General features: G+C 73.3%; 17 protein-coding genes. 8 read left to right on the top strand and 9 right to left on the bottom strand.

From position 1 onward, the window contains the following. Window positions 1–780: a phosphate ABC transporter ATP-binding protein PstB gene (gene pstB / locus AC6CH9_RS19150; RefSeq protein ID WP_047233890.1), complete on the top strand. Its 780-nt coding sequence runs from the start codon at window positions 1–3 to the stop codon at window positions 778–780. Window positions 781–873: 93 nt separating this feature from the next. Here the strand turns inward: pstB and AC6CH9_RS19145 are convergent, their stop codons facing one another. Both AC6CH9_RS19145 and AC6CH9_RS19140 read right to left on the bottom strand, forming a co-directional pair. Then, window positions 874–1,401, bottom strand: a complete 528-nt coding sequence (locus AC6CH9_RS19145) for a septum formation family protein (protein ID WP_498156311.1) — start codon at window positions 1,399–1,401, stop codon at window positions 874–876. Between the two features lie 122 nt (window positions 1,402–1,523). After that, complete coding sequence (locus AC6CH9_RS19140; RefSeq protein ID WP_498156310.1) at window positions 1,524–2,030, bottom strand: hypothetical protein; 507 nt, start codon at window positions 2,028–2,030, stop codon at window positions 1,524–1,526. A gap of 314 nt (window positions 2,031–2,344) precedes the next feature. On the opposite strand from AC6CH9_RS19140, the gene AC6CH9_RS19135 reads away from it, so the two are divergent. The 3 genes from AC6CH9_RS19135 (at window position 2,345) to ispF (ending at window position 4,259) form a co-directional block, all read left to right on the top strand. Continuing rightward, entirely contained in the window at window positions 2,345–2,827 is a 483-nt protein-coding gene (locus AC6CH9_RS19135; protein WP_031315710.1) for a CarD family transcriptional regulator, read from the top strand. A gap of 104 nt (window positions 2,828–2,931) precedes the next feature. Further along, window positions 2,932–3,714 (top strand): IspD/TarI family cytidylyltransferase, encoded by a 783-nt coding sequence (locus AC6CH9_RS19130; protein WP_498156309.1) that lies wholly within the window; start codon window positions 2,932–2,934, stop codon window positions 3,712–3,714. Further along, window positions 3,711–4,259: a 2-C-methyl-D-erythritol 2,4-cyclodiphosphate synthase gene (ispF, locus tag AC6CH9_RS19125; RefSeq protein WP_498156308.1), complete on the top strand. Its 549-nt coding sequence runs from the start codon at window positions 3,711–3,713 to the stop codon at window positions 4,257–4,259. Before AC6CH9_RS19130 ends, ispF begins: the two co-directional genes overlap by 4 nt. A gap of 2 nt (window positions 4,260–4,261) precedes the next feature. Here ispF and AC6CH9_RS19120 read toward each other — a convergent pair whose 3' ends face one another. Next, window positions 4,262–4,831: an LpqN/LpqT family lipoprotein gene (locus AC6CH9_RS19120; protein ID WP_498156307.1), complete on the bottom strand. Its 570-nt coding sequence runs from the start codon at window positions 4,829–4,831 to the stop codon at window positions 4,262–4,264. Between the two features lie 167 nt (window positions 4,832–4,998). Here AC6CH9_RS19120 and AC6CH9_RS19115 point away from each other — a divergent pair, with 167 nt between their 5' ends. Continuing rightward, complete coding sequence (locus AC6CH9_RS19115; RefSeq protein ID WP_087469838.1) at window positions 4,999–5,637, top strand: TetR/AcrR family transcriptional regulator; 639 nt, start codon at window positions 4,999–5,001, stop codon at window positions 5,635–5,637. Between the two features lie 22 nt (window positions 5,638–5,659). Here the strand turns inward: AC6CH9_RS19115 and AC6CH9_RS19110 are convergent, their stop codons facing one another. Then, window positions 5,660–7,081: a D-arabinono-1,4-lactone oxidase gene (locus AC6CH9_RS19110; RefSeq protein WP_498156306.1), complete on the bottom strand. Its 1,422-nt coding sequence runs from the start codon at window positions 7,079–7,081 to the stop codon at window positions 5,660–5,662. Between the two features lie 44 nt (window positions 7,082–7,125). Between AC6CH9_RS19110 and AC6CH9_RS19105 the strand changes: the two genes are divergently transcribed. The 3 genes from AC6CH9_RS19105 to rlmB all read left to right on the top strand — a co-directional run bounded on the left by AC6CH9_RS19105 (window position 7,126) and on the right by rlmB (window position 11,156). Beyond that, entirely contained in the window at window positions 7,126–8,394 is a 1,269-nt protein-coding gene (locus AC6CH9_RS19105; RefSeq protein WP_498156305.1) for an alanine racemase, read from the top strand. Between the two features lie 90 nt (window positions 8,395–8,484). Continuing rightward, window positions 8,485–9,915 carry a cysteine--tRNA ligase gene (cysS, locus tag AC6CH9_RS19100; RefSeq protein ID WP_047233883.1) on the top strand — a complete coding sequence of 477 codons (1,431 nt, stop codon included), beginning with the start codon at window positions 8,485–8,487 and terminating at the stop codon, window positions 9,913–9,915. 230 nt (window positions 9,916–10,145) lie between these two features. After that, a complete protein-coding gene (gene rlmB, locus AC6CH9_RS19095; RefSeq protein ID WP_498156304.1) occupies window positions 10,146–11,156 on the top strand; it encodes a 23S rRNA (guanosine(2251)-2'-O)-methyltransferase RlmB in 1,011 nt (336 codons plus the stop codon). Window positions 11,157–11,238: 82 nt separating this feature from the next. Here rlmB and AC6CH9_RS19090 read toward each other — a convergent pair whose 3' ends face one another. The 5 genes from AC6CH9_RS19090 to AC6CH9_RS19070 all read right to left on the bottom strand — a co-directional run bounded on the left by AC6CH9_RS19090 (window position 11,239) and on the right by AC6CH9_RS19070 (window position 18,325). After that, window positions 11,239–12,483, bottom strand: a complete 1,245-nt coding sequence (locus AC6CH9_RS19090; RefSeq protein WP_498156339.1) for a DUF4032 domain-containing protein — start codon at window positions 12,481–12,483, stop codon at window positions 11,239–11,241. Between the two features lie 253 nt (window positions 12,484–12,736). Further along, window positions 12,737–14,449, bottom strand: coding sequence for a discoidin domain-containing protein (locus AC6CH9_RS19085; RefSeq protein ID WP_498156303.1), 1,713 nt, complete (start codon window positions 14,447–14,449; stop codon window positions 12,737–12,739). 170 nt (window positions 14,450–14,619) lie between these two features. Then, window positions 14,620–15,747: an ABC transporter ATP-binding protein gene (locus AC6CH9_RS19080; protein WP_498156302.1), complete on the bottom strand. Its 1,128-nt coding sequence runs from the start codon at window positions 15,745–15,747 to the stop codon at window positions 14,620–14,622. A gap of 251 nt (window positions 15,748–15,998) precedes the next feature. Continuing rightward, a complete protein-coding gene (otsB, locus tag AC6CH9_RS19075) occupies window positions 15,999–16,865 on the bottom strand; it encodes a trehalose-phosphatase (protein ID WP_498156301.1) in 867 nt (288 codons plus the stop codon). Beyond that, window positions 16,862–18,325 (bottom strand): alpha,alpha-trehalose-phosphate synthase (UDP-forming), encoded by a 1,464-nt coding sequence (locus AC6CH9_RS19070; protein WP_498156300.1) that lies wholly within the window; start codon window positions 18,323–18,325, stop codon window positions 16,862–16,864. Before AC6CH9_RS19070 ends, otsB begins: the two co-directional genes overlap by 4 nt. Window positions 18,326–18,486 lie beyond the last annotated feature (161 nt).

Raw genomic sequence — 18,486 nt, 5'->3', positions numbered from 1 at the left:
ATGGCACAGCGCATCGACGTCAAGGACCTCAACATCTACTACGGCGACTTCCTCGCCGTGCAGGACGTCGGCATGACGATCGACCCCAAGTCCGTGACGGCCTTCATCGGCCCGTCGGGCTGCGGCAAGTCGACGTTCCTGCGGACCCTCAACCGCATGCACGAGGTCATCCCCGGCGCGCGCGTCGAGGGGACGGTCGCGATGGAGGGCGTGGACCTCTACGGGGACGACGTCGACCCGGTCGCCGTCCGTCGTCAGGTCGGCATGGTCTTCCAGCGGCCCAACCCGTTCCCGACGATGTCCATCAAGGAGAACGTCCTCGCCGGGGTCAAGCTCAACAACAAGCGGATCTCGAAGTCCGACGCCGAGGACCTCGTCGAGTCGTCCCTGCGCGGCGCGAACCTGTGGAACGAGGTGAAGGACCGTCTCGACCGCCCGGGCTCAGGCCTCTCCGGCGGCCAGCAGCAGCGCCTGTGCATCGCGCGCGCCATCGCCGTCAAGCCTCAGGTGCTCCTCATGGACGAGCCCTGCTCGGCGCTCGACCCGATCTCGACGCTCGCGATCGAGGACCTCATCGCGGAGCTGAAGGACGAGTACACGATCGTCATCGTCACGCACAACATGCAGCAGGCCGCGCGCGTGAGCGACCGCACCGCGTTCTTCAACATCGCGGGCACCGGCAAGCCCGGGCGCCTCATCGAGATGGACGACACCGCGACGATGTTCTCCTCGCCCACCCAGCAGGCGACCGAGGACTACATCTCGGGCCGCTTCGGGTGATCTGAGCGCTGGCGGCCCTGGCAGGCCGGGCGGACCGACGACGGCGCCCCTCCCCACGCGGGGGAGGGGCGCCGTCGTGCGCGGGGCGCGAGGTCAGGTCGCCGAGCCCTGGAGCGACCCGGTGACGTCGGTGCCGTCGGTGTCGAGGACGCACTGGATCACGCGGTCGTCCAGGGTGTTCCACCCCTCCTCGCGGGGGGTGAACGGCCAGTAGTAGTAGGCCGACTCGTCGTAGGAGACGCCCACGAACGCCTCGAACTCCCCGAGGCAGAACTCGTCGGCGCTCGCCTCGATCGCCTCGTCCCCGGGGTAGTCGCCCTCGGGGAGCTCGGTCTCGGCGTAGACCTCGGCGTCGTGCGGCTCGGAGCACGGGACGACGGGCACGGACTCGACGTTCTCACCGTCGGGGAGCTTCGCGGTCACGATGCAGTCGCCCACCTGGACCGAGAAGACGTCGGCGTCCGACGCCTCGGTCACCTCGCCACCGGGCTCGTCGCGCTGGGCCTCGGACGGTCCTGTGATCTCGTCGAGGATCGCTCCACAGCCCGATGCGGTCAGGGCGAGGGCGACGGCGCTCACGACGAGGAGGAGCGGCCGACGGGTGCTACGGGTCAGGGTCACCAGGGTTCCTTCGTGGACGTGCCCCGACCACGACGGCCGGGGCGGGCACGCGAAGGCTAGCGCCTGCCGGTGACACGGTCCGAGCCCATTTCCGAGCCTGTTCCCGGGCCCGGACCGCCGGCTCACGGCAGCAGGTGCGCGTACTCCTCGAGGGTGCCGTCCAGGACCGGCAGCGAGAGGCTCTGCTCCTCGCCCGACGTCACGCTGACCGTCACGGGCAGCACGCCGCCCGGAGCTGCGTCGACGCGGCCGATCTGCGCGTCGAACCCGTCCTCGGCCCCGAGGTACACCGTCTCGCCGGCGGCGACGGGGATGGTCACCGGGTCGCCGCCCTCGGGCGTCACGTCGAACTCCACGTCCTCGGTCGAGTCGTTCGCGAAGGCTCCGACGAGCGCGCCGGCGTCGCCCTCGGCCGCGCTCACGACGAGGAGGTTGAGCCCTCGCAGGTCGTCGGTGAGGTTGACGCGCAGGCCGTCCGACGGCGAGTAGGGGCGGTTCGTCTCGATGGGGGAGCAGGCGGCCGCGACGGCCACGCTCGCGACCACGAGGGGGACGGCCCAGTAGCGCGCGCGGCCGGTCGCTCGGGACGCCGCACGGGTCGCTGCTCGGGGGGTCGGGATGCGGGTCACGGTGCACTCCAGGGCTGCGAGAGGGGGGACTGGATTCCGCGCCCAGCCTAGTGCGTCGGGCGAGGCCGGGCGGCCGGAACCGGTACCTCGGGCGGGCGGCGTGAGCGGCGTCACGCGAGGTCGCGCGCGCGCCGGGAGCGTCGGGCGGCGGTCGGGACGGCCCTGCGGCCCTCCGTGCGAAGTTCGTGAGGCGCGCTGACACTGCGCTGACCTGGGAAAACGTCGTCGGGTGCGGCTTGTCAAGGGGCGCAGGGGCTCGGATTTCCGCCCTTCCGCGTGGTAAGGTGGACCACCGCGAAAGGGGACATCTGCAGATGACGTTCACAGTAGGCGAGACCGTTGTCTACCCGCACCACGGAGCCGCACTGATCGAGGAGATCAAGACGCGCACCATCCGCGGAGAGGACAAGATCTACCTCAAGCTCAAGGTCGCGCAGGGCGACCTGACCATCGAAGTCCCAGCCGAGAACGTCGACCTCGTCGGCGTGCGTGACGTCGTCGGCCAGGAGGGTCTCGACCGCGTTTTCGAGGTGCTGCGTGCACCCTACACCGAGGAGCCGACCAACTGGTCGCGTCGGTACAAGGCGAACCTCGAGAAGCTGGCGTCGGGCGACGTGATCAAGGTCGCGGAGGTCGTGCGCGACCTGTCGCGCCGGGACGCCGACCGTGGCCTCTCTGCCGGCGAGAAGCGCATGCTCTCGAAGGCCCGGCAGATCCTCGTCTCGGAGCTCGCGCTGGCCGAGCACACCGAGGAGGACAAGGCCGAGGCGATCCTCGACGAGGTGCTGGCCTCCTGACGCCCCGGGCGCACGCCCGCGACGATCAGCACAGCAGACACCGGGGAGGGTGCCGTCCGCACGGACGGCACCCTCCCCGTCGTCGTGCCCGGTAGCGTGTGCCCGTGCCCACTCTTGCCGTCCTCACCGCCGCGGGCTCCGGGACCCGACTGGGCCTCGACCTGCCCAAGGCCCTCGTCGAGCTCGACGGTCTGCCGCTCGTCGTGCACGCCGCGCGGCGCCTGTGTGCGTCCGGCGCGGTCGACGCGATCGTCGTCACGGCGCCGTCCGGCCTGCGGGAGCACGTCGCGACGGTGCTCCGGGACGATCCGGCCGTGGACCGTCCTGTGCGCGTCGTCGAGGGCGCAGGGACGCGCCAGGCCTCCGTCGCCGCGGGACTGCGCGCGGGACTGGTCGAGGGGCCGGACGCAGAGCCGGTCCCGGAGATGGTCTCGGAGCCGGTCTCGGAGCCGTTCGACGTCGTGCTCGTCCACGACGCGGCGCGGCCGCTCGCGCCGCCCGCGCTGGTCCGCCGCGTCGTCGAGGCCGTGCGAGCGGGCCACGCCGCGGTCGTGCCCGGGCTGCCGGTCACGGACACGATCAAGCGCGTGGCGCCCGCGCGGGCGGAGGACCCGTCCCACGCGGAGCCCGTGGCCGAGACCGTGGACCGGGCGGCGCTGCGCGCGGTGCAGACCCCGCAGGGGTTCGACCGTTCGCTCCTCGTCCGGGCGCACGAGTCCGCGGCCCACCGGGCGGACGACGAGCGGTCCGCCGCGACCGACGACGCCGGCCTGGTCGAGGCGCTCGGGCTTCCGGTCCACGTCGTGCCCGGGGACCCCGCGGCGGCCAAGATCACCACCGCCCACGACCTGCGCGTCGCCGCGCTGACCCTCCGGGAGGAACGATGACGACCCCCGCGGGGCACGCCGAGGGCGCGCCGCCGCGCGCCGCCGTCCCTCCGTTGCCGCGCACCGGCGTCGGCGTCGACGTGCACGCGTTCGCCCCCGAGGGCGAGGCGCGGGAGCTGTGGCTCGGCGGCCTGCTGTGGCCGGGTGAGCGCGGCCTCGCCGGGCACTCGGACGCGGACGTCGCGGCGCACGCCGCCGCGGACGCGCTGTTCTCGGCGACGGGGCTCGGGGACCTGGGGTCGAACTTCGGGACGAGCGCGCCCGAGTGGGCCGGGGCCAGCGGGTCGCGACTGCTCGCCGAGGCGGCGCGCCGGGTGCGCGCGGCAGGGTTCGAGATCGGGAACGTGGCCGTCCAGGTCATCGGCAACCGTCCGCGCCTCGGGCCCCGCCGTGCGGAGGCCGAGGCGGCCCTCGGGGCCGCCGCGGGGGCCCCCGTGACCCTCACGGCCACGACGACCGACGGGCTCGGCCTCACGGGCCGTGGGGAGGGCGTCGCGGCCGTCGCGACGGCGCTCGTCGTCGCCGTCGGGACGCCGCCCGCGTGAGGTCAGCCCGCGGGGACGAGCTCCACGCTCTCGAGGATCGCGCGCGTCTGCGCGGCGGCGTCGGCGTCGCCCTCGGCATAGGAAGCCGTGAGGTCGACGACCCAGTCGTCCGGCGCGTCGCCCGTCCGGACCGCCAGGATCTCCTGCACGACCACCGTCCCCGCCGTCTCGTACGTGCCCGCGACACGGAAGGCGGGGAGCTCGCCGAGGGTGGTCGTGCCCTGGCCGTCGGCGTCCGGGATCCAGCCGGGGATCGCGTCGACGGACGCGGCGGTCCTCGCGCCTGCCTGCTCGAGCGTCTTCGCGGACTGCGTGCCCGTCACGACGACGTTCGCCCGGAAGTCCTGCGACCCCGACCCGCTCGGCGCGCGCAGCGCGAAGGCGCCGTCGCGGGTGACTCGCTCCCAGCCCGGGGGAGCGGTGACCCGGACGGGGACCTCGGGGACGTCGTACGTGACCGGCGCGTCGTCCACCCCGGCGTCCGCGGGACCGCCGCAGCCCGCGAGGGCGAGCGCCGCGGTCGCGAGGGTCGCAAGGGTCCAGAGGGTGCGAGGGTGGCGCGGTCGGGGCACGGTCGTCCTTCGTCGGGGGCAGGGGGCGTGACGGGTACAGCGGGTCCGGCTCGCCATTCTCGCCTCCCGGCGTCCCGGGTGCCAGGCCCACGAGCAGGCCTTACGATCGCTGAGAGCGCATCGATGTGTTTGACTTTCCCAAGAACGACACATGGGATGAATCGCACATGAACCGAATGTCCGTCGAAGAACGCCGAGCCCAGCTCGTCGACGCGGCGATGACCATCGCCGTCCGCGAGGGCGTCGAGGCCGTCACGATCCGCGGCGTCGCGGCCGAGGCCGGCGTGTCGCTCGGCGTCGTGCACTACTGCTTCGAGGACAAGGACGAGCTCCTCCAGGCGATGGGCAACAGCCTCGCCCTGGTCGCGTCCGAGCCTGTCCGCGCCGCCCTCGACGTCGACGGCGACGTCGTGGAGCTCGCGCACGCGGCTGCCGACGGCCTCTGGAGCGGGCTGACCCCGCGCCGGCACATGCGCCTCCTCACGTTCGAGTTCGCGACGGCGGGCGTGCGAAGCCGCGCGCTGCGGTCCGTGGCGCACACGCACCTGGAGCAGACGTGGGCGATGACCCGCGGCTTCCTCGAGAACGTCGCCGAGCGCGGGAACGTCACCTACTCGATGGACATGGGCTTCCTCTCGCGCATCGTCGCCGGGTACATCGACGGCATCGAGATCGCGTGGCTCGTCGAGCAGGACGACGAGACCGCGGTCCGCAGCTTTCACGCGCTCGCCGAGTACGTGCTGTCGCTCATGGTCCGTCCCGACGGATCGCCCGTGCGCGAGCACGGCCCGGAGCCCGTCTCCTGACCGGGGGGCGCGCGAGCGGCCGTCAGCCGCGCGCGGACGCTCCCGGCGCCCGCCCGAGGACCCGGTCCGTGTAGGCGTTCGCGAACACCCCGGCGGGGTCCGCCGCGTCGCGGACCGCCACCGCGTCGTCGAACCGGGGGTAGAGCTCGCGGAACCGGTCGGCGCCGAGCCCGTGGAGCTTGCCCCAGTGGGGGCGCCCGCCGACCTCGGCGACGATGCGCTCGACGGCGTCGAAGTACCGCTCGTGCGGCAGGCGCGCGTACTGGTGCACCGCCACGTACGCGGTCTCGCGCCCGTGCGCCGTGGACAGCCAGACGTCGTCGGGCGCCGCGAACCGGACCTCGACCGGGAAGGGCACGTGCTCGCCCGACCGGTTGAGCCAGCGGTCGATGCTCGACAGGACGTCGACCAGGCGTTCGCGCGGCACGGCGTACTCCATCTCGCGGAACCGGACGCGGCGCGACGTGACGAAGACCTGGTGCGACGGCGCGACGTACGTCCGGGGCGCGAGCGCCCGCGCCGAGACGGCGTTGAGCCGCGGCGTGGCGCGCGGGACCGCCGTGGCGAGCCGGTTGACGAGCTCGAACGCGCCGTTGGACAGCAGCTCCTCGTCGACCCACGTGCGCGCCCGCGCGACCGGCCCGGGCCCGGTGGTCCGCAGGCGCTCGAGCTCCGCCGTCTCCTCGTCGGGCGCGAGCCGGTTGTTGCGCTTGGTCAGCGCTCGGCGCGTGTGCGGGAACCAGTAGAACTCGAAGTGGTCGTTGCCCCCGACGAGCCCCTCCGGGTCGTCCGACGTGCCGAGCCCCTCGAGCACGCGGTCGAGCGGCCACGGCTCCTCCTGCGCGCGGAGCAGGAACGCCGGGACGACCTCGAGCGTGACCGCCGACAGGACACCCGTGACGCCGAGACCCAGGCGGCTCACCTCGAACAGGTCGCGGTCCTGCGTCGCCGACGCCTCGCGCACCTCGCCGTCCGCGCCGACGACGCGGACGCCGCGCACCTGGGTCGCGATCCCGCCGAGGCGGGCCCCGGTCCCGTGCGTGCCCGTCGAGATCGCACCGGCGATCGACTGCCGGTCGATGTCGCCCAGGTTGCGCATCGCGAGACCCGCAGCGGCGAGTGCCTCGTTGAGCCGGTGCAGCCGGATCCCCGCCCCGACCGTCACGAGGATCGCGTCGGCGTCGGCCTCGCCGGGCGCGCCCGTGCCGCGGGTGATGCGCTCGACCAGGCCGATGCGGTCCAGGTCGAGCAGGAGCCCGTCGGTGACCGCCGCGGGGGTGAAGGAGTGGCCCGCGCCGACGGCCCGCACCGACATCCCGTCGGCGGCGGCGCGGGCGACGAGCTCGCCCAGCTCGGCCTCGTCGCGCGGGGAGGCCCGACGGCGCGGGGTCGCGGAGGCCGTGCGGGCCCAGTTGGTCCAGGAGAGGGCGTCGTCGCTGCTCACAGGTCGTACTGTCTCACGCTCCCCGGGTGGCGTACGTTCTCCCCATGACGAGCGACGCGGCACCCGGGACGAACGTGCGGACGGCCGACCGCGCCGCGGACGAGCGTGGCGCGACGCCGTCGCTGCTCGCCCGGCTCACGCGCGCGACCGCGGACCTCGACGGGCCGCTCGCCGTCGTCGACCTCGACCGGTTCGACGCCAACGCCGACGAGCTCCTGGCACGCGCGGGCGGGGTGCCCGTGCGCGTCGCGTCGAAGTCGGTGCGCGTCCGCTCGCTCGTGACGCGCGCCGGGGAGCGCGGCTTCCAGGGCGTCATGGCGTTCTCGGTGCGCGAGGCCCTGTGGCTCGTCGACGCGGGCGTCCGCGACGTGCTCGTGGGCTACCCGTCCGTGGACCGCGGGGCGCTCGCCGCGCTCGCGCAGCACGAGGCCGGGCGGCGCGAGATCACGCTCATGGTCGACGACGCCGCGCACCTCGAGCTCGTGCGGCAGGCGCTCGCGGAGACCGGCACCGGTGACGAGCCGCCCGTGCGCGTGTGCCTCGACGTCGACGCGTCGCTGCGCGTCGGCCTCGGGCTCGTCACGGTCCACCTCGGCACGCGGCGCTCGCCCCTGCACGACCCCCCGGACGTCGCGTCGCTCGCCGCGCGCGTGGTCTCGACGCCCGGTCTCGCGCTGCGCGGGCTCATGTTCTACGAGGCCCAGGTCGCCGGGATGCCCGACTCGAGCCTCGCCGTCCGCGCGGTCAAGCGGCTCTCGGTGCTCGAGCTGGGCGAGCGCCGCGGCGAGGTGGTCGCGGCGGTGCGCGACGTCGTCGGGCACGACCTCGAGCTCGTGAACTCGGGCGGCACGGGGTCGCTCGAGACGTCGTCGGCGGACGGCGTCGTCACGGAGGTCACCGCGGGGTCGGGGCTGTACGTCCCCGGGCTCTTCGACGAGTACCGGTCCTTCCGGCCGCGGCCGTCCGCCTTCTTCGGCCTCGACGTGGTGCGCGTGCCCGCCCCCGGGTGGGCGACGGCGTTCGGCGGCGGGTACGTCGCGTCCGGTCCCGCGTCGCGCAGCCGCCTCCCACGCGTCGCGACGCCCGGCTGGTCGCTCACGGGCCGCGAGGGGGCGGGCGAGGTCCAGACGCCGCTGCACCGGGCCCGGGGCGCCGTGAGCGCGCCCGACCTCGGCGTCGGCGACCGCGTCTGGTTCCGACACGGCAAGGCGGGCGAGGTGATGGAGCGGTTCGACCGTGTGCACCTGGTGCGAGGGGACGAGGTGGTCGACGTGGTCCCGACGTACCGCGGCGAGGGCAAGAGCTTCGGCTGACGCGGTCGGCCCGGACGGCGCCGAGACCCGCGGTCGGGCGGGCGCGCCCCGCTTCGGTCGCGACGGCGCCTCCCCGGTACCCTTGCGGACGTGACTCTTCGCCTGTTCGACACCGCCACGCGGGACGTGCGCGACTTCGTGCCTCTGACTCCGGGCGAGGTCGGCATCTACCTGTGTGGCGCGACCGTCCAGGCAGCCCCCCACATCGGCCACATGCGCTCCGCCGTCGCGTTCGACGTGCTCGTGCGCTGGCTGCGGCGCGGCGGGTCGCGCGTGACGCTCATCCGCAACGTCACCGACATCGACGACAAGATCCTCGTGAAGTCCGCCGACGCCGGCGAGCCGTGGTGGGCCTGGGCCGCGACGTACGAGCGCGCGTTCACCGCCGCGTACGACGCGCTGGGCGTCCTGCCGCCCACGTACGAGCCGCGCGCGACCGGGCACGTCCCGGACATGGTCGAGCTCATGGAGCGCCTCGTGGAGCGCGGGCACGCGTACACGACCGGCCCGGGCGACGTGTGGTTCGACGTGCGCTCCTGGTCCGAGTACGGCTCGCTGACCAACCAGCGCCTCGAGGACCTCAACCCCGTGCCCGACGACGTCCCCGCGGACGCGGAGGAGGCCGCCGCCAAGCGCGACCCGCGCGACTTCGCGCTCTGGAAAGCCCCCAAGGACGGCGAGCCGGAGACCGCGTCCTGGCCCACGCCCTTCGGCCGCGGCCGTCCCGGCTGGCACCTCGAGTGCTCCGCGATGGCGCGCCGGTATCTCGGCGACACGTTCGACATCCACGGCGGCGGGCTCGACCTGCGCTTCCCCCACCACGAGAACGAGCAGGCGCAGTCGCGCGCCGCGGGCTACGGGTTCGCGCAGCACTGGCTCCACAGCGCGTGGGTCACGCAGGGTGGCGCCAAGATGAGCAAGTCGCTCGGCAACGGTCTGCTCGTGCGCGAGGTCCTCGCGACGACGAGCCCGGCCGTGCTGCGCTACGCCCTCGGGTCCGTCCAGTACCGCTCGATGCTGGAGTGGACGCCCGCGACGGTCGTCGAGGCCGAGGCGACGTGGGAGCGGCTCGCCGGGTTCGTCGAGCGTGCGACCGAGCGCGTGGGCGACGTCGGCGACGTGACCGAGGCCGAGCTGCCGACCGCGTTCACCGCGGCGATGGACGACGACCTCAACGTGCCCGCGGCGCTCGCCGTCGTGCACGAGCACCTGCGCGCGGGGAACGCGGCGCTCGCGGACCGCACGACCGCCGCCGACGCCGTCGCGCGCCACCACCTCGTCGCGGTGCGGGCGATGCTCGACGTCCTCGGGCTCGACCCGGGCGACGCGCAGTGGGCCGACCGCGGGGACTCGCGCTACGCGGCGGTGCTCGACGCGGTCGTGGGCGCGGAGCTCGCGGCCCGCGCGGAGGCGCGCGCGGCGCGCGACTTCGCGACCGCCGACGCGATCCGCGACCGCCTGGCCGCGGCGGGCGTCGCGGTCGAGGACTCGGCGGACGGCGCACGCTGGACCCTCGCCTGACGACCATCTCCGCGAGGTAGAGGCCCGGTGCCGCGAGGTAGAGGCGTGGTCGTGACCAGGCCTCTACCTCGGTGGACCACGGCTCTACCTCGGCGCGGCGTCTGAGGGACACTGGACTCGGTGGCGCACACACGCCCGCTCGCACGAACCGACCGACCTGACCGACCGGACCGGTGTCGATCCACCTGATCGACACCGACCGACCTGACCACGACACGACGGGTACACCCATGGCTGGCAACTCACAACGACGCGGCGCGACCCGCAAGCCCGGCAGCAAGAAGGGCGCGACCGTCGGCTCCGGTGGACAGCGCCGCAAGGGCCTCGAGGGCCGCGGGCCGACGCCGAAGGCCGAGGACCGTGTCTACCACGCGGCGCACAAGCGCAAGGTCGCCGAGGAGAAGCGCGCCACGACGCCGACCGGACGGGGCGCCACGCGGGGCGGCCCTGCCCAGGGCGGCACGTCGCGCGGCGGTGGCCCGAAGGGTCGCGGCTCGGTGCAGGAGGTCGTCGCGGGCCGCAACTCCGTGCTCGAGGCGCTCCGGGCACGCATCCCCGTCGAGGTGGTCTACCTCGCGTCGCGCCTCGACGCCGACGACCGCACGCGCGAGATCGTCGACATCGTCGCGGGGCGCGGCTACGACCTCCTCGAGGTCGGCAAGCCCGAGCTCGACCGTCTCACCGACGGCGCCGTGCACCAGGGCGTCGCGATCAAGGTGCCGCCGTACGAGTACGCCGACGTCGACGACCTGCTCGACGCGGCCGAGGCGTCGGGTCGTCCGCCGCTGATCGTCGCGCTCGACGGCGTGACGGACCCCCGCAACCTGGGCGCCGTGCTGCGCTCGGCGGGCGCGTTCGGGGCACACGGCGTGCTCGTCCCCGAGCGGCGCGCCGCGGGCGTCACGGCGTCCGCGTGGAAGGTCTCGGCCGGCGCCGCCGCCCGGGTGCCCGTCGCGCGCGCGACCAACCTGGTCCGCGCTCTCGGTGAGCTCAAGAAGGCGGGCTGCTTCGTCGTCGGGCTCGACGCCGGCGGCGACACCGCGATCGGCGACCTCCAGCTCGCGACCGAGCCGCTCGTCGTCGTGGCCGGGTCCGAGGGCAAGGGGCTCTCCCGCCTCGTGCGCGAGGCGTGCGACGTCGTCGCGTCCATCCCCATCGGGTCGGACACCGAGTCGCTCAACGCCGCCGTCGCGACGGGCATCTCGCTCTACGAGGTCGCGCGCCTGCGCCGCGAGGCCTGAGCGCGGGAGGACTCACCGCATGCGCAGCGCCCCACCGGTCCGCGGACCGGTGGGGCGCTGACGTCTCCCTGCGTGAGCGGTGTCAGCCGTAGTACTCGGGGTCCTTCTCGCCCGGTGCGAGGCCGAGGATCGCCTTCTCGTCCGGCCGGTGCCGCAGGACGTTCTCGACGTACGACTGGGTCGCCTCGGCCATCGGGACGTCGCGGCCCGCGCGCTCGGAGATGAACCAGCGGTGGTCGAGGATCTCGTGGAAGAGCTGCGCCGGCTCGAGCTTGCGGCGCAGGTTGCGGGGCACGGCCTGGATCGTGGGCTCGAACACGCCGCTCAGCCAGTCGTGCGCGACGAACTCCTCGTCGTCGTTCTGCCGCTCCGCCGCGGCCCGGAACGAGTCGAGGTCGTTGAGCAGGCGGCGGGCCTGGTTCTCCTGCACGTCGAGGCCCGTGAGGCGCAGCAGGCGCCGCGAGTGGTGCCCCGCGTCGACGACCTTCGGCTGGATCTGCACGGTCGTGCCGTCGATGTCCGTTGTGATCGCGAGCTCGTCCACGTCGAACCCGAGGTTGTTGAGGTGCTCGATGCGTGCCGCGACGCGCCACCGCTCGTTCGCGTCGAACGACTCGGACGTCGTCAGCGCGGCCCACAGCTCCTCGTAGCGCGCCACGAGCGCGTCCCCGATCGCGACCTCGTCCACGTCCTCGTCGAGCAGCTCACCCGCGGAGAGGTCCATGAGCTCGCCGATGATGTTGGTGCGCGCGAGGTCGACGTCGTACGAGCGCTGGCCGGGGGAGAGCTCGCGGTGCAGGTCGCCCGTCTCCGCGTCCACGAGGAACGCCGCGAACGTCTCGGCGTCGCGCCGGAACAGCGTGTTCGACAACGACACGTCGCCCCAGTAGAACCCGATCAGGTGCAGGCGCACGAGCAGCACGGCGAGCGCGTCGATGAGTCGCGTCGCGGTGTCCGGGCGCAGGGACTGGCTGAACAGCGCGCGGTAGGGGAGCGAGAACTGGAGGTGCTCCGTGATGAGCACCGCCTCCAGCCGCTCGCCGTCGGCGTCCTGGCGCCCGGTGATGACCCCCACCGGGACGACGCTCGGCACCTCGAGCCGGCGGAGCTGGCGGAGCAGCTCGTACTCGCGGTACGCGACCGTCTCGCCGATCTCCTTGATCGCGATGACGCGCCCGGAGAGGCGGACGAACCGCACGATGTGCCGGGAGATACCGCGCGGCAGCGCCGCGAGGGTCTCGGCCGGCCACTCCTCGAGCGGGATGTCCCAGGGCAGGTCGAGGAGGGCCGGGTCGGGGGCCGACGCCGTGATCTGCAGGTTGTGCACCGTCACGGGTCCATTGTCCATGGTCGACGCGAGGGGCCGTACGGTCGCGGTGCTTCCGCCGACGACTGCGCGAGGGGCGGGGCGGGTCCACCGTCCGCCGCTGGTTCCTCGCGGCTCCCGGCTCGTCTCGTCATCACCCACCACGACCCGCCCCACCCCTCGCTCCGGCGTCGGCTCGGTGCCCGGCTCGCCGTGCGGGGCCGCGCCCGACCCGTGAGGTCGGGCGCGCCCCGCAACGAGGGACGGGAGGAGATCAGGAGCAGGCGAGCGCGTCGTGGTCGACGTCGAACGTCGAGGTGACGTCCTCGCCGTCGACCGTCGCGGCGCCCGTGACGGTCACCGACCCGCTCTCGACCGAGGCCGAGCGCACCGCGAACGACTGGTACGCGTTCTTGCCCGGGGCGACGTCGGCGAACTCGCGGGTGCCGTAGGCCGTTGCGAGGGTCACGTCGACCGGCGAGTCCTCGCCGTTCGTGGCGCGGACGGCGAGGTACGCCTGGCCGGCGAGGCACCGCGCCTGCACCGTGACGTCGAGGTCGAGCTGCCCGCTCGGGGTGCCGTAGACCTCGAGCTCGTAGAGCGAGAAGCCCCACTGCGTCGCGCGCTCCGTGAGGTAGAGGCGCACGTGGCGGCCCGTGCCCGCGACGTCCAGCTCGTCGTACCCGCCGTCACCGTCGGCCACGGTGTGCACCGTGGTCCAGGTCTCGCCGTCGGGCGACGTCTGGATCTGGTACCCCGAACCGAACGCGGTCTCCCAGTCGATCACGACCTTGCTGAGGTCGTAGCTCGCGCCGAGGTCCACCGCGATCCACTCCGGGTCGTTCCACGCGCTGCTCCAGCGGGTGCCGGCGTTGCCGTCGACCGCCTTCTCGGCCTCGTGACCGGCCTCGTCGATGCTGGAGGCCGTCACCGGGCGACCCAGCGCGAGCGACTCGTCGCCCTCGTTCCCGCCACCGCCCTCGGACTCGAAGCAGCGGAGGTACCGGTAGGACTCCGCGGACGTCTCGAACGACGGCGCCCAGTCCCACTCGTAGGTGTAGTACTGCACGTACGGCTCGGCCGCGGCGATGATCGCCGGGAGGTCCAGCTCGCCCCGGCCGAGGGCGACCTGCCGCATGTCGCCCGGCGCGTTGACGTTCACGGCGTCCTTGATGTGCAGCAGCTCGATGCGGTCCCCGTGCTCCTCGATCCAGGCGGGGACGTCGAGACCGGCGTCGGCGGCCCAGCCGACGTCGAGCTCGAACGTGACGTAGCGCGGGTCGGTGTTCTCCTCGATGACCTCCCAGGCGCTGACCATCTCGCCCGTCACCGGGTCGGGGTACCGCGTGGTGAACTCGCTCTGGTGGTTGTGCAGCACGATCTTGTTCGCGCCGTTCTCGTGCGCGTACTGGCCGAGCTGGTTGACGTAGGCCGCGGTCGCGACCGCCTCGGCGTAGGTGCCGTAGCCGCCGGCCATCCCGCCGGTCCCGATGTAGTCCTGACCCAGCGCGACGGCGTACGCGACGGTCTGGGGCCACGAGCCCCAGTCCGTGCTCCCGTGGCTGGACGACACCGCGAGGCCGTGCTTGTCGAGGATCGCCTGGTACTCCTCGACGGGCATGGAGTAGGGCTGGTTGTACGGCTCGACGTTGGTGAACCCCGCGTTGGCCACCTCTCCGAGCACGCGGTCGATCGTCTCGGCGGACGGGGTCCCCGAGCCCCCGAGCTCACCGACGTGCGTGTAGAGCTGGATGGAGATCTTGGAGTCGGGCAGCCCGTCTTCCGGGCCGCACGTCTCGGCTGCGGCGAGGGTGGTCGGGGGGCTGGTCTCGGCGGACGGGTTCGCGACGGCCGGGGCCGCGGCGAGCGTGCACGCGACGAGCGCGCCGCCCGTCAGTGCCGCGCCGAGGCGCCGTGCGCGAGACGAATGGTGCGGGATCTGCATGAGGCTCCAATTGACAGCGTTGTCGTTTTGGGTGACGAACATGCGACTTCTGGTGTCGCGTGTGCAAAAGTAGTCTTGTGGTCGCCCATGGGCCTGTCAAGGCGCGACGTGCGGCCGTGAGACCTCCCCGTCGCGACGCGCTCCGCCCGGAAACGCCGCAGGGCGGGTCCTCCCGACCGGGAGGACCCGCCCTGCGGCGGTACGGCGTGAGGTCAGGCGCTGATGCGCTGGCCCGACGCCGCGGCGAAGACGTGCGAGTGACCCGGGCGGATCGTCACGTAGATGCGCTCGCCCTTGGCCGGGACGTTGCGCGGGTCGACGCGGACGATGACCTGGTTGTCGCCGGCGCCCGAGTGGACGTCGGCCTGCGAGGCCAGCTCGCCCTTCAGCGTGCCGTAGACGAACGCGTCGGAGCCGAGCTCCTCGACGATGTTCACCTCGACCGGGAAGGCGCTCTCGTTGGCCTGCGACACGACGTCGAGCGACTCGGGGCGGAAGCCGATGGTGACCTTGCCGTTGTCCGCCTCGGTGATCTTCGCGGCCGTCTCGCGCTCGAGCGTGAGACGGGCCGGGCCGACCTCGGCGACGCCGTTCTTGACCACGAACGTGCCGATGTTCATGGCCGGCGAGCCGATGAAGCCGGCGACGAAGACGTTGGCCGGGGTGTCGTACATCTCGCGCGGCGTACCGACCTGCTGGAGCAGGCCGTCCTTGAGGACCGCGATGCGGTCACCCATGGTGAGGGCCTCGGTCTGGTCGTGCGTGACGTAGACCGTCGTGACGCCGAGGCGGCGCTGGAGCGACGCGATCTGCGTACGGGTCTGGACGCGGAGCTTGGCGTCGAGGTTCGACAGCGGCTCGTCCATGAGGAACACCTGCGGCTGGCGGACGATCGCGCGGCCCATGGCGACACGCTGACGCTGACCACCGGAGAGCGCCTTCGGCTTGCGGTCGAGGTACTCGGTGAGGTCGAGGATCTTCGCGGCCTCCTCGACGCGCTGGCGGATCTCCGCCTTCGGCGTGCCGGCGATCTTCAGCGCGAAGCCCATGTTGTCCGCGACGGACATGTGCGGGTACAGCGCGTAGTTCTGGAAGACCATCGCGATGTCGCGGTCCTTCGGCTGGACGTCCGTGACGTCGCGGTCGCCGATGTAGATGTGTCCGCCGTTGACGTCCTCGAGGCCCGCGAGCATGCGGAGCGAGGTCGACTTGCCGCAGCCCGAGGGGCCGACGAGGACGAGGAACTCGCCGTCCTCGATGTGCAGGTTGAGCTGGTCCACAGCGGGACGCTCGGTCCCGGGGTAGAGCCGGGTTGCGTGGTCGTAGGTGACCGTAGCCATGACTGGTACATCCCTCCACCGGCAGGTACGTGCCGGACGATCCGTTGTGCAGTGACGTGCCACGTCGACGTAGCTGTTCGCGATGGCGGACGAGCGTGTCTTCGACGACACAGAAGAAGTCGGACCCCCTCTGGTTCGAGCAGGGGACCCGACGTCATCGTGGACCCGATACTACTCCGGCTTCTGAGTGCTTCGTCACAGAGCCGGTCACGATCGGGTAGCGGTTTCGCGGCGGTCCGTGACCCGCCCCGTCAGCCCTCCGCGCGAGCCAGCAGGTCGGCGAGCAGGTCGAGCGCCGCGGCCAGCCCGTCGGCGTCGGGCACCCGCGAGCCCGCCCGGGTCTCGCCGTCCCCGACCTTCACCCCCAGGTCGCCGGGGCCGAGGACGGCGAACGCGGTCTCGTCCGTGGTGTCGTCCCCGGCGTACAGCACGCGTGTCCGCGAGTCCGGGAGCCCCGCGTCGTGCCCGACGACGTCCCGCAGCCGGTCGACCGCCTCGCCCTTGGACGTCTCGACGACGGCGACCTCCACCACGTCCTTGCCGTGCATCGCGTGCAGCCCGAGCCGCTCGGCCACGGCATCCGCGACGTCCTCGGCCGCCCGCGTGTCCGCCGGGGACGCGAGCCGCGTGTGCAGGACGGCGGCGCTCGGCTTGTCCTGGACCCACGCGCCCTCGCGGCCCGCCACGGCGTCCGCGAGCCCCGCACGCAGCGTCGCGAGGGCGTCGGCCTGGTCCGCGGTCAGCTCGAGCGGGACGGCCTCGAGGCCCGACGGCGTGACGACGCCCGTCTCGGCGCCGTGGCTGCCCACGAGGAAGGTGCCGACGGGCGGCTCGCTGCGCTCGGCGAGGTCCGCGAGGTGGCGTCCCGAGACCAGGGCCAGGCGCGTCGTCGTCCCCGCGAGCACCGCGCCGAGGCGGTCGACCGCGGCCCGTGCCGCGGGCGCCATGCGCGCTGCGTGCGGGTCGTCCACGAGCGGCGCGAGCGTCCCGTCGAAGTCGAGCGCGACGAGCCGGGCGTGCGGGGAGTCGCTGCCGTCCGTCGCGAACGCGCGGACGGCGTCGGCGACGGCCCGGGGCAGGGACGGTGGCAGCTCGGGGCCGCCGCCGGGCGGGGTCACGCGCCGGCCTCCGCGGCGAGGTCCGCCTGCGCCTCGTCCTGGCCGACGTCGTCCGGCCGGCGGTGCGGCACGCGCGACGGCATGGCCGTGAGGACGCCGAGGAACGACTCCGACCACTTCGCGACGTCGTCGCTGAGGACCTTGCGGCGCAGGCGGCGCATGCGCTTGCGCTGCTCGCGGTGGTCCATGTGCGCGGCGGCCACGATGATGTCCTTCATCCCGTCGATGTCGTGCGGGTTGACCAGGAGCGCACCGGAGGAGAGCTCGTCGGCGGCCCCCGTGAACTCCGACAGCACGAGGACGCCGCGGTCGTCGGAGCGCGCGGCGACGTACTCCTTGGCGACGAGGTTCATGCCGTCGCGCAGCGCGGTGACGAGCATGACGTCCGCCGCGAGGTACAGCGCGGCCATCTCCTCCGGGGGGTAGGAGTGGTGCAGGTAGTGGATCGCGGCGTGCCCGATCTCGGCGTACTCCCCGTTGATGCGCCCGACGGCGCCCTCCACGTGCTCGCGCAGCTCCTGGTAGGCGTCGACGTTCTCGCGGCTCGGGCTCGCGACCTGGACGAGCGTCGCGTGCTCGACGTCGAGGCGCCCGTCCTGGAGGAGCTCGCCGTACGCCTTGATGCGGTGCCGGATGCCCTTGGTGTAGTCCAGGCGGTCCACGCCGAGCATCATGATGTCCGGGTCGCCCAGGTCGGTGCGGATCTCGCGCGAGCGCTGCTGCACCTCGGGCGAGCGCGCGAGCTCGTCGAAGCGGCGCGAGTCGATCGAGATGGGGAACGCCGCGGCGCGCACGTGGCGGTCGCGACCGTCCTCGCCGGGGACCGTGATGATGGGGCCGCGCGTCGTGTGCGCGCGCAGGCGGCGCACGGCGCGGATGAAGTTCGCGGCGTCGCCCGCGCGCTGGAAGCCGACGAGGTCCGCGCCGAGCAGTCCGTCGAGCACCTGTCGGCGCCAGGGGAGCTGCTGGAACAGCTCGAGGGGCGGGAACGGGATGTGGTTGAAGAAACCGATCCGCACGTCGGGGCGCTGGGCGCGGATCATCTGGGGCACGAGCTGGAGCTGGTAGTCGTGCACCCACACGACGCCGCCCGGCGAGACCTGCGCGACCGCGGCGTCCGCGAAGCGCTGGTTGACGCGCCGGTACGCCTCCCACCACGTGCGGTGGTAGGTGGGCGGCGAGATGACGTCGTGGTAGAGCGGCCAGAGCGTGTCGTTGGAGAAGCCCTCGTAGTAGCGCTCGATCTCGTCGGCCGAGAGGGTGACGGGCACGAGCCGCATGTCGTCCGCGTCGAACGGCTCGCTCGCGAGGTCGGGGGCGCCGGACCAGCCGACCCACGCGCCGTCGGACGCCTGCATGACGGGCTCGAGCGCCGTGACGAGACCGCCGGGCGAGCGGTTCCACTCGATGTCGCCGCCGGGACCGACCGTGAAGTCCACGGGCAGCCGGTTGGCCACCACGACGAGATCGAATCCCTCTTTGCCTGTCAATGGACTACTCCTTGAGCTTCGATGGATCGCGCCGGGGCGACCCAGGGTAGTCGGCCCGCCCGGCGCGCGGACGGGCCGTCCGTCCCGGGCCGACCCGCCCACCAGGCCCGCCGGGCACGTCCGGAAGGCGA

The sequence above is a fragment of the Cellulosimicrobium sp. GQ32 genome, from assembly GCF_059758455.1.
This window is presented reverse-complemented; position numbering and strand designations above follow the sequence as displayed.

Bases quoted from the DNA above. Each gene is read 5' to 3' on its own strand.
- AC6CH9_RS19085 (WP_498156303.1), bottom strand. From the start codon at position 14,449: ATGTTCGTCACCCAAAACGACAACGCTGTCAATTGGAGCCTCATGCAG.
- pstB (WP_047233890.1), top strand. From the start codon at position 1: ATGGCACAGCGCATCGACGTCAAGGACCTCAACATCTACTACGGCGAC.
- ispF (WP_498156308.1), top strand. From the start codon at position 3,711: ATGACGACCCCCGCGGGGCACGCCGAGGGCGCGCCGCCGCGCGCCGCC.
- AC6CH9_RS19105 (WP_498156305.1), top strand. From the start codon at position 7,126: ATGACGAGCGACGCGGCACCCGGGACGAACGTGCGGACGGCCGACCGC.
- AC6CH9_RS19135 (WP_031315710.1), top strand. From the start codon at position 2,345: ATGACGTTCACAGTAGGCGAGACCGTTGTCTACCCGCACCACGGAGCC.
- AC6CH9_RS19080 (WP_498156302.1), bottom strand. From the start codon at position 15,747: ATGGCTACGGTCACCTACGACCACGCAACCCGGCTCTACCCCGGGACC.
- AC6CH9_RS19115 (WP_087469838.1), top strand. From the start codon at position 4,999: ATGAACCGAATGTCCGTCGAAGAACGCCGAGCCCAGCTCGTCGACGCG.
- rlmB (WP_498156304.1), top strand. From the start codon at position 10,146: ATGGCTGGCAACTCACAACGACGCGGCGCGACCCGCAAGCCCGGCAGC.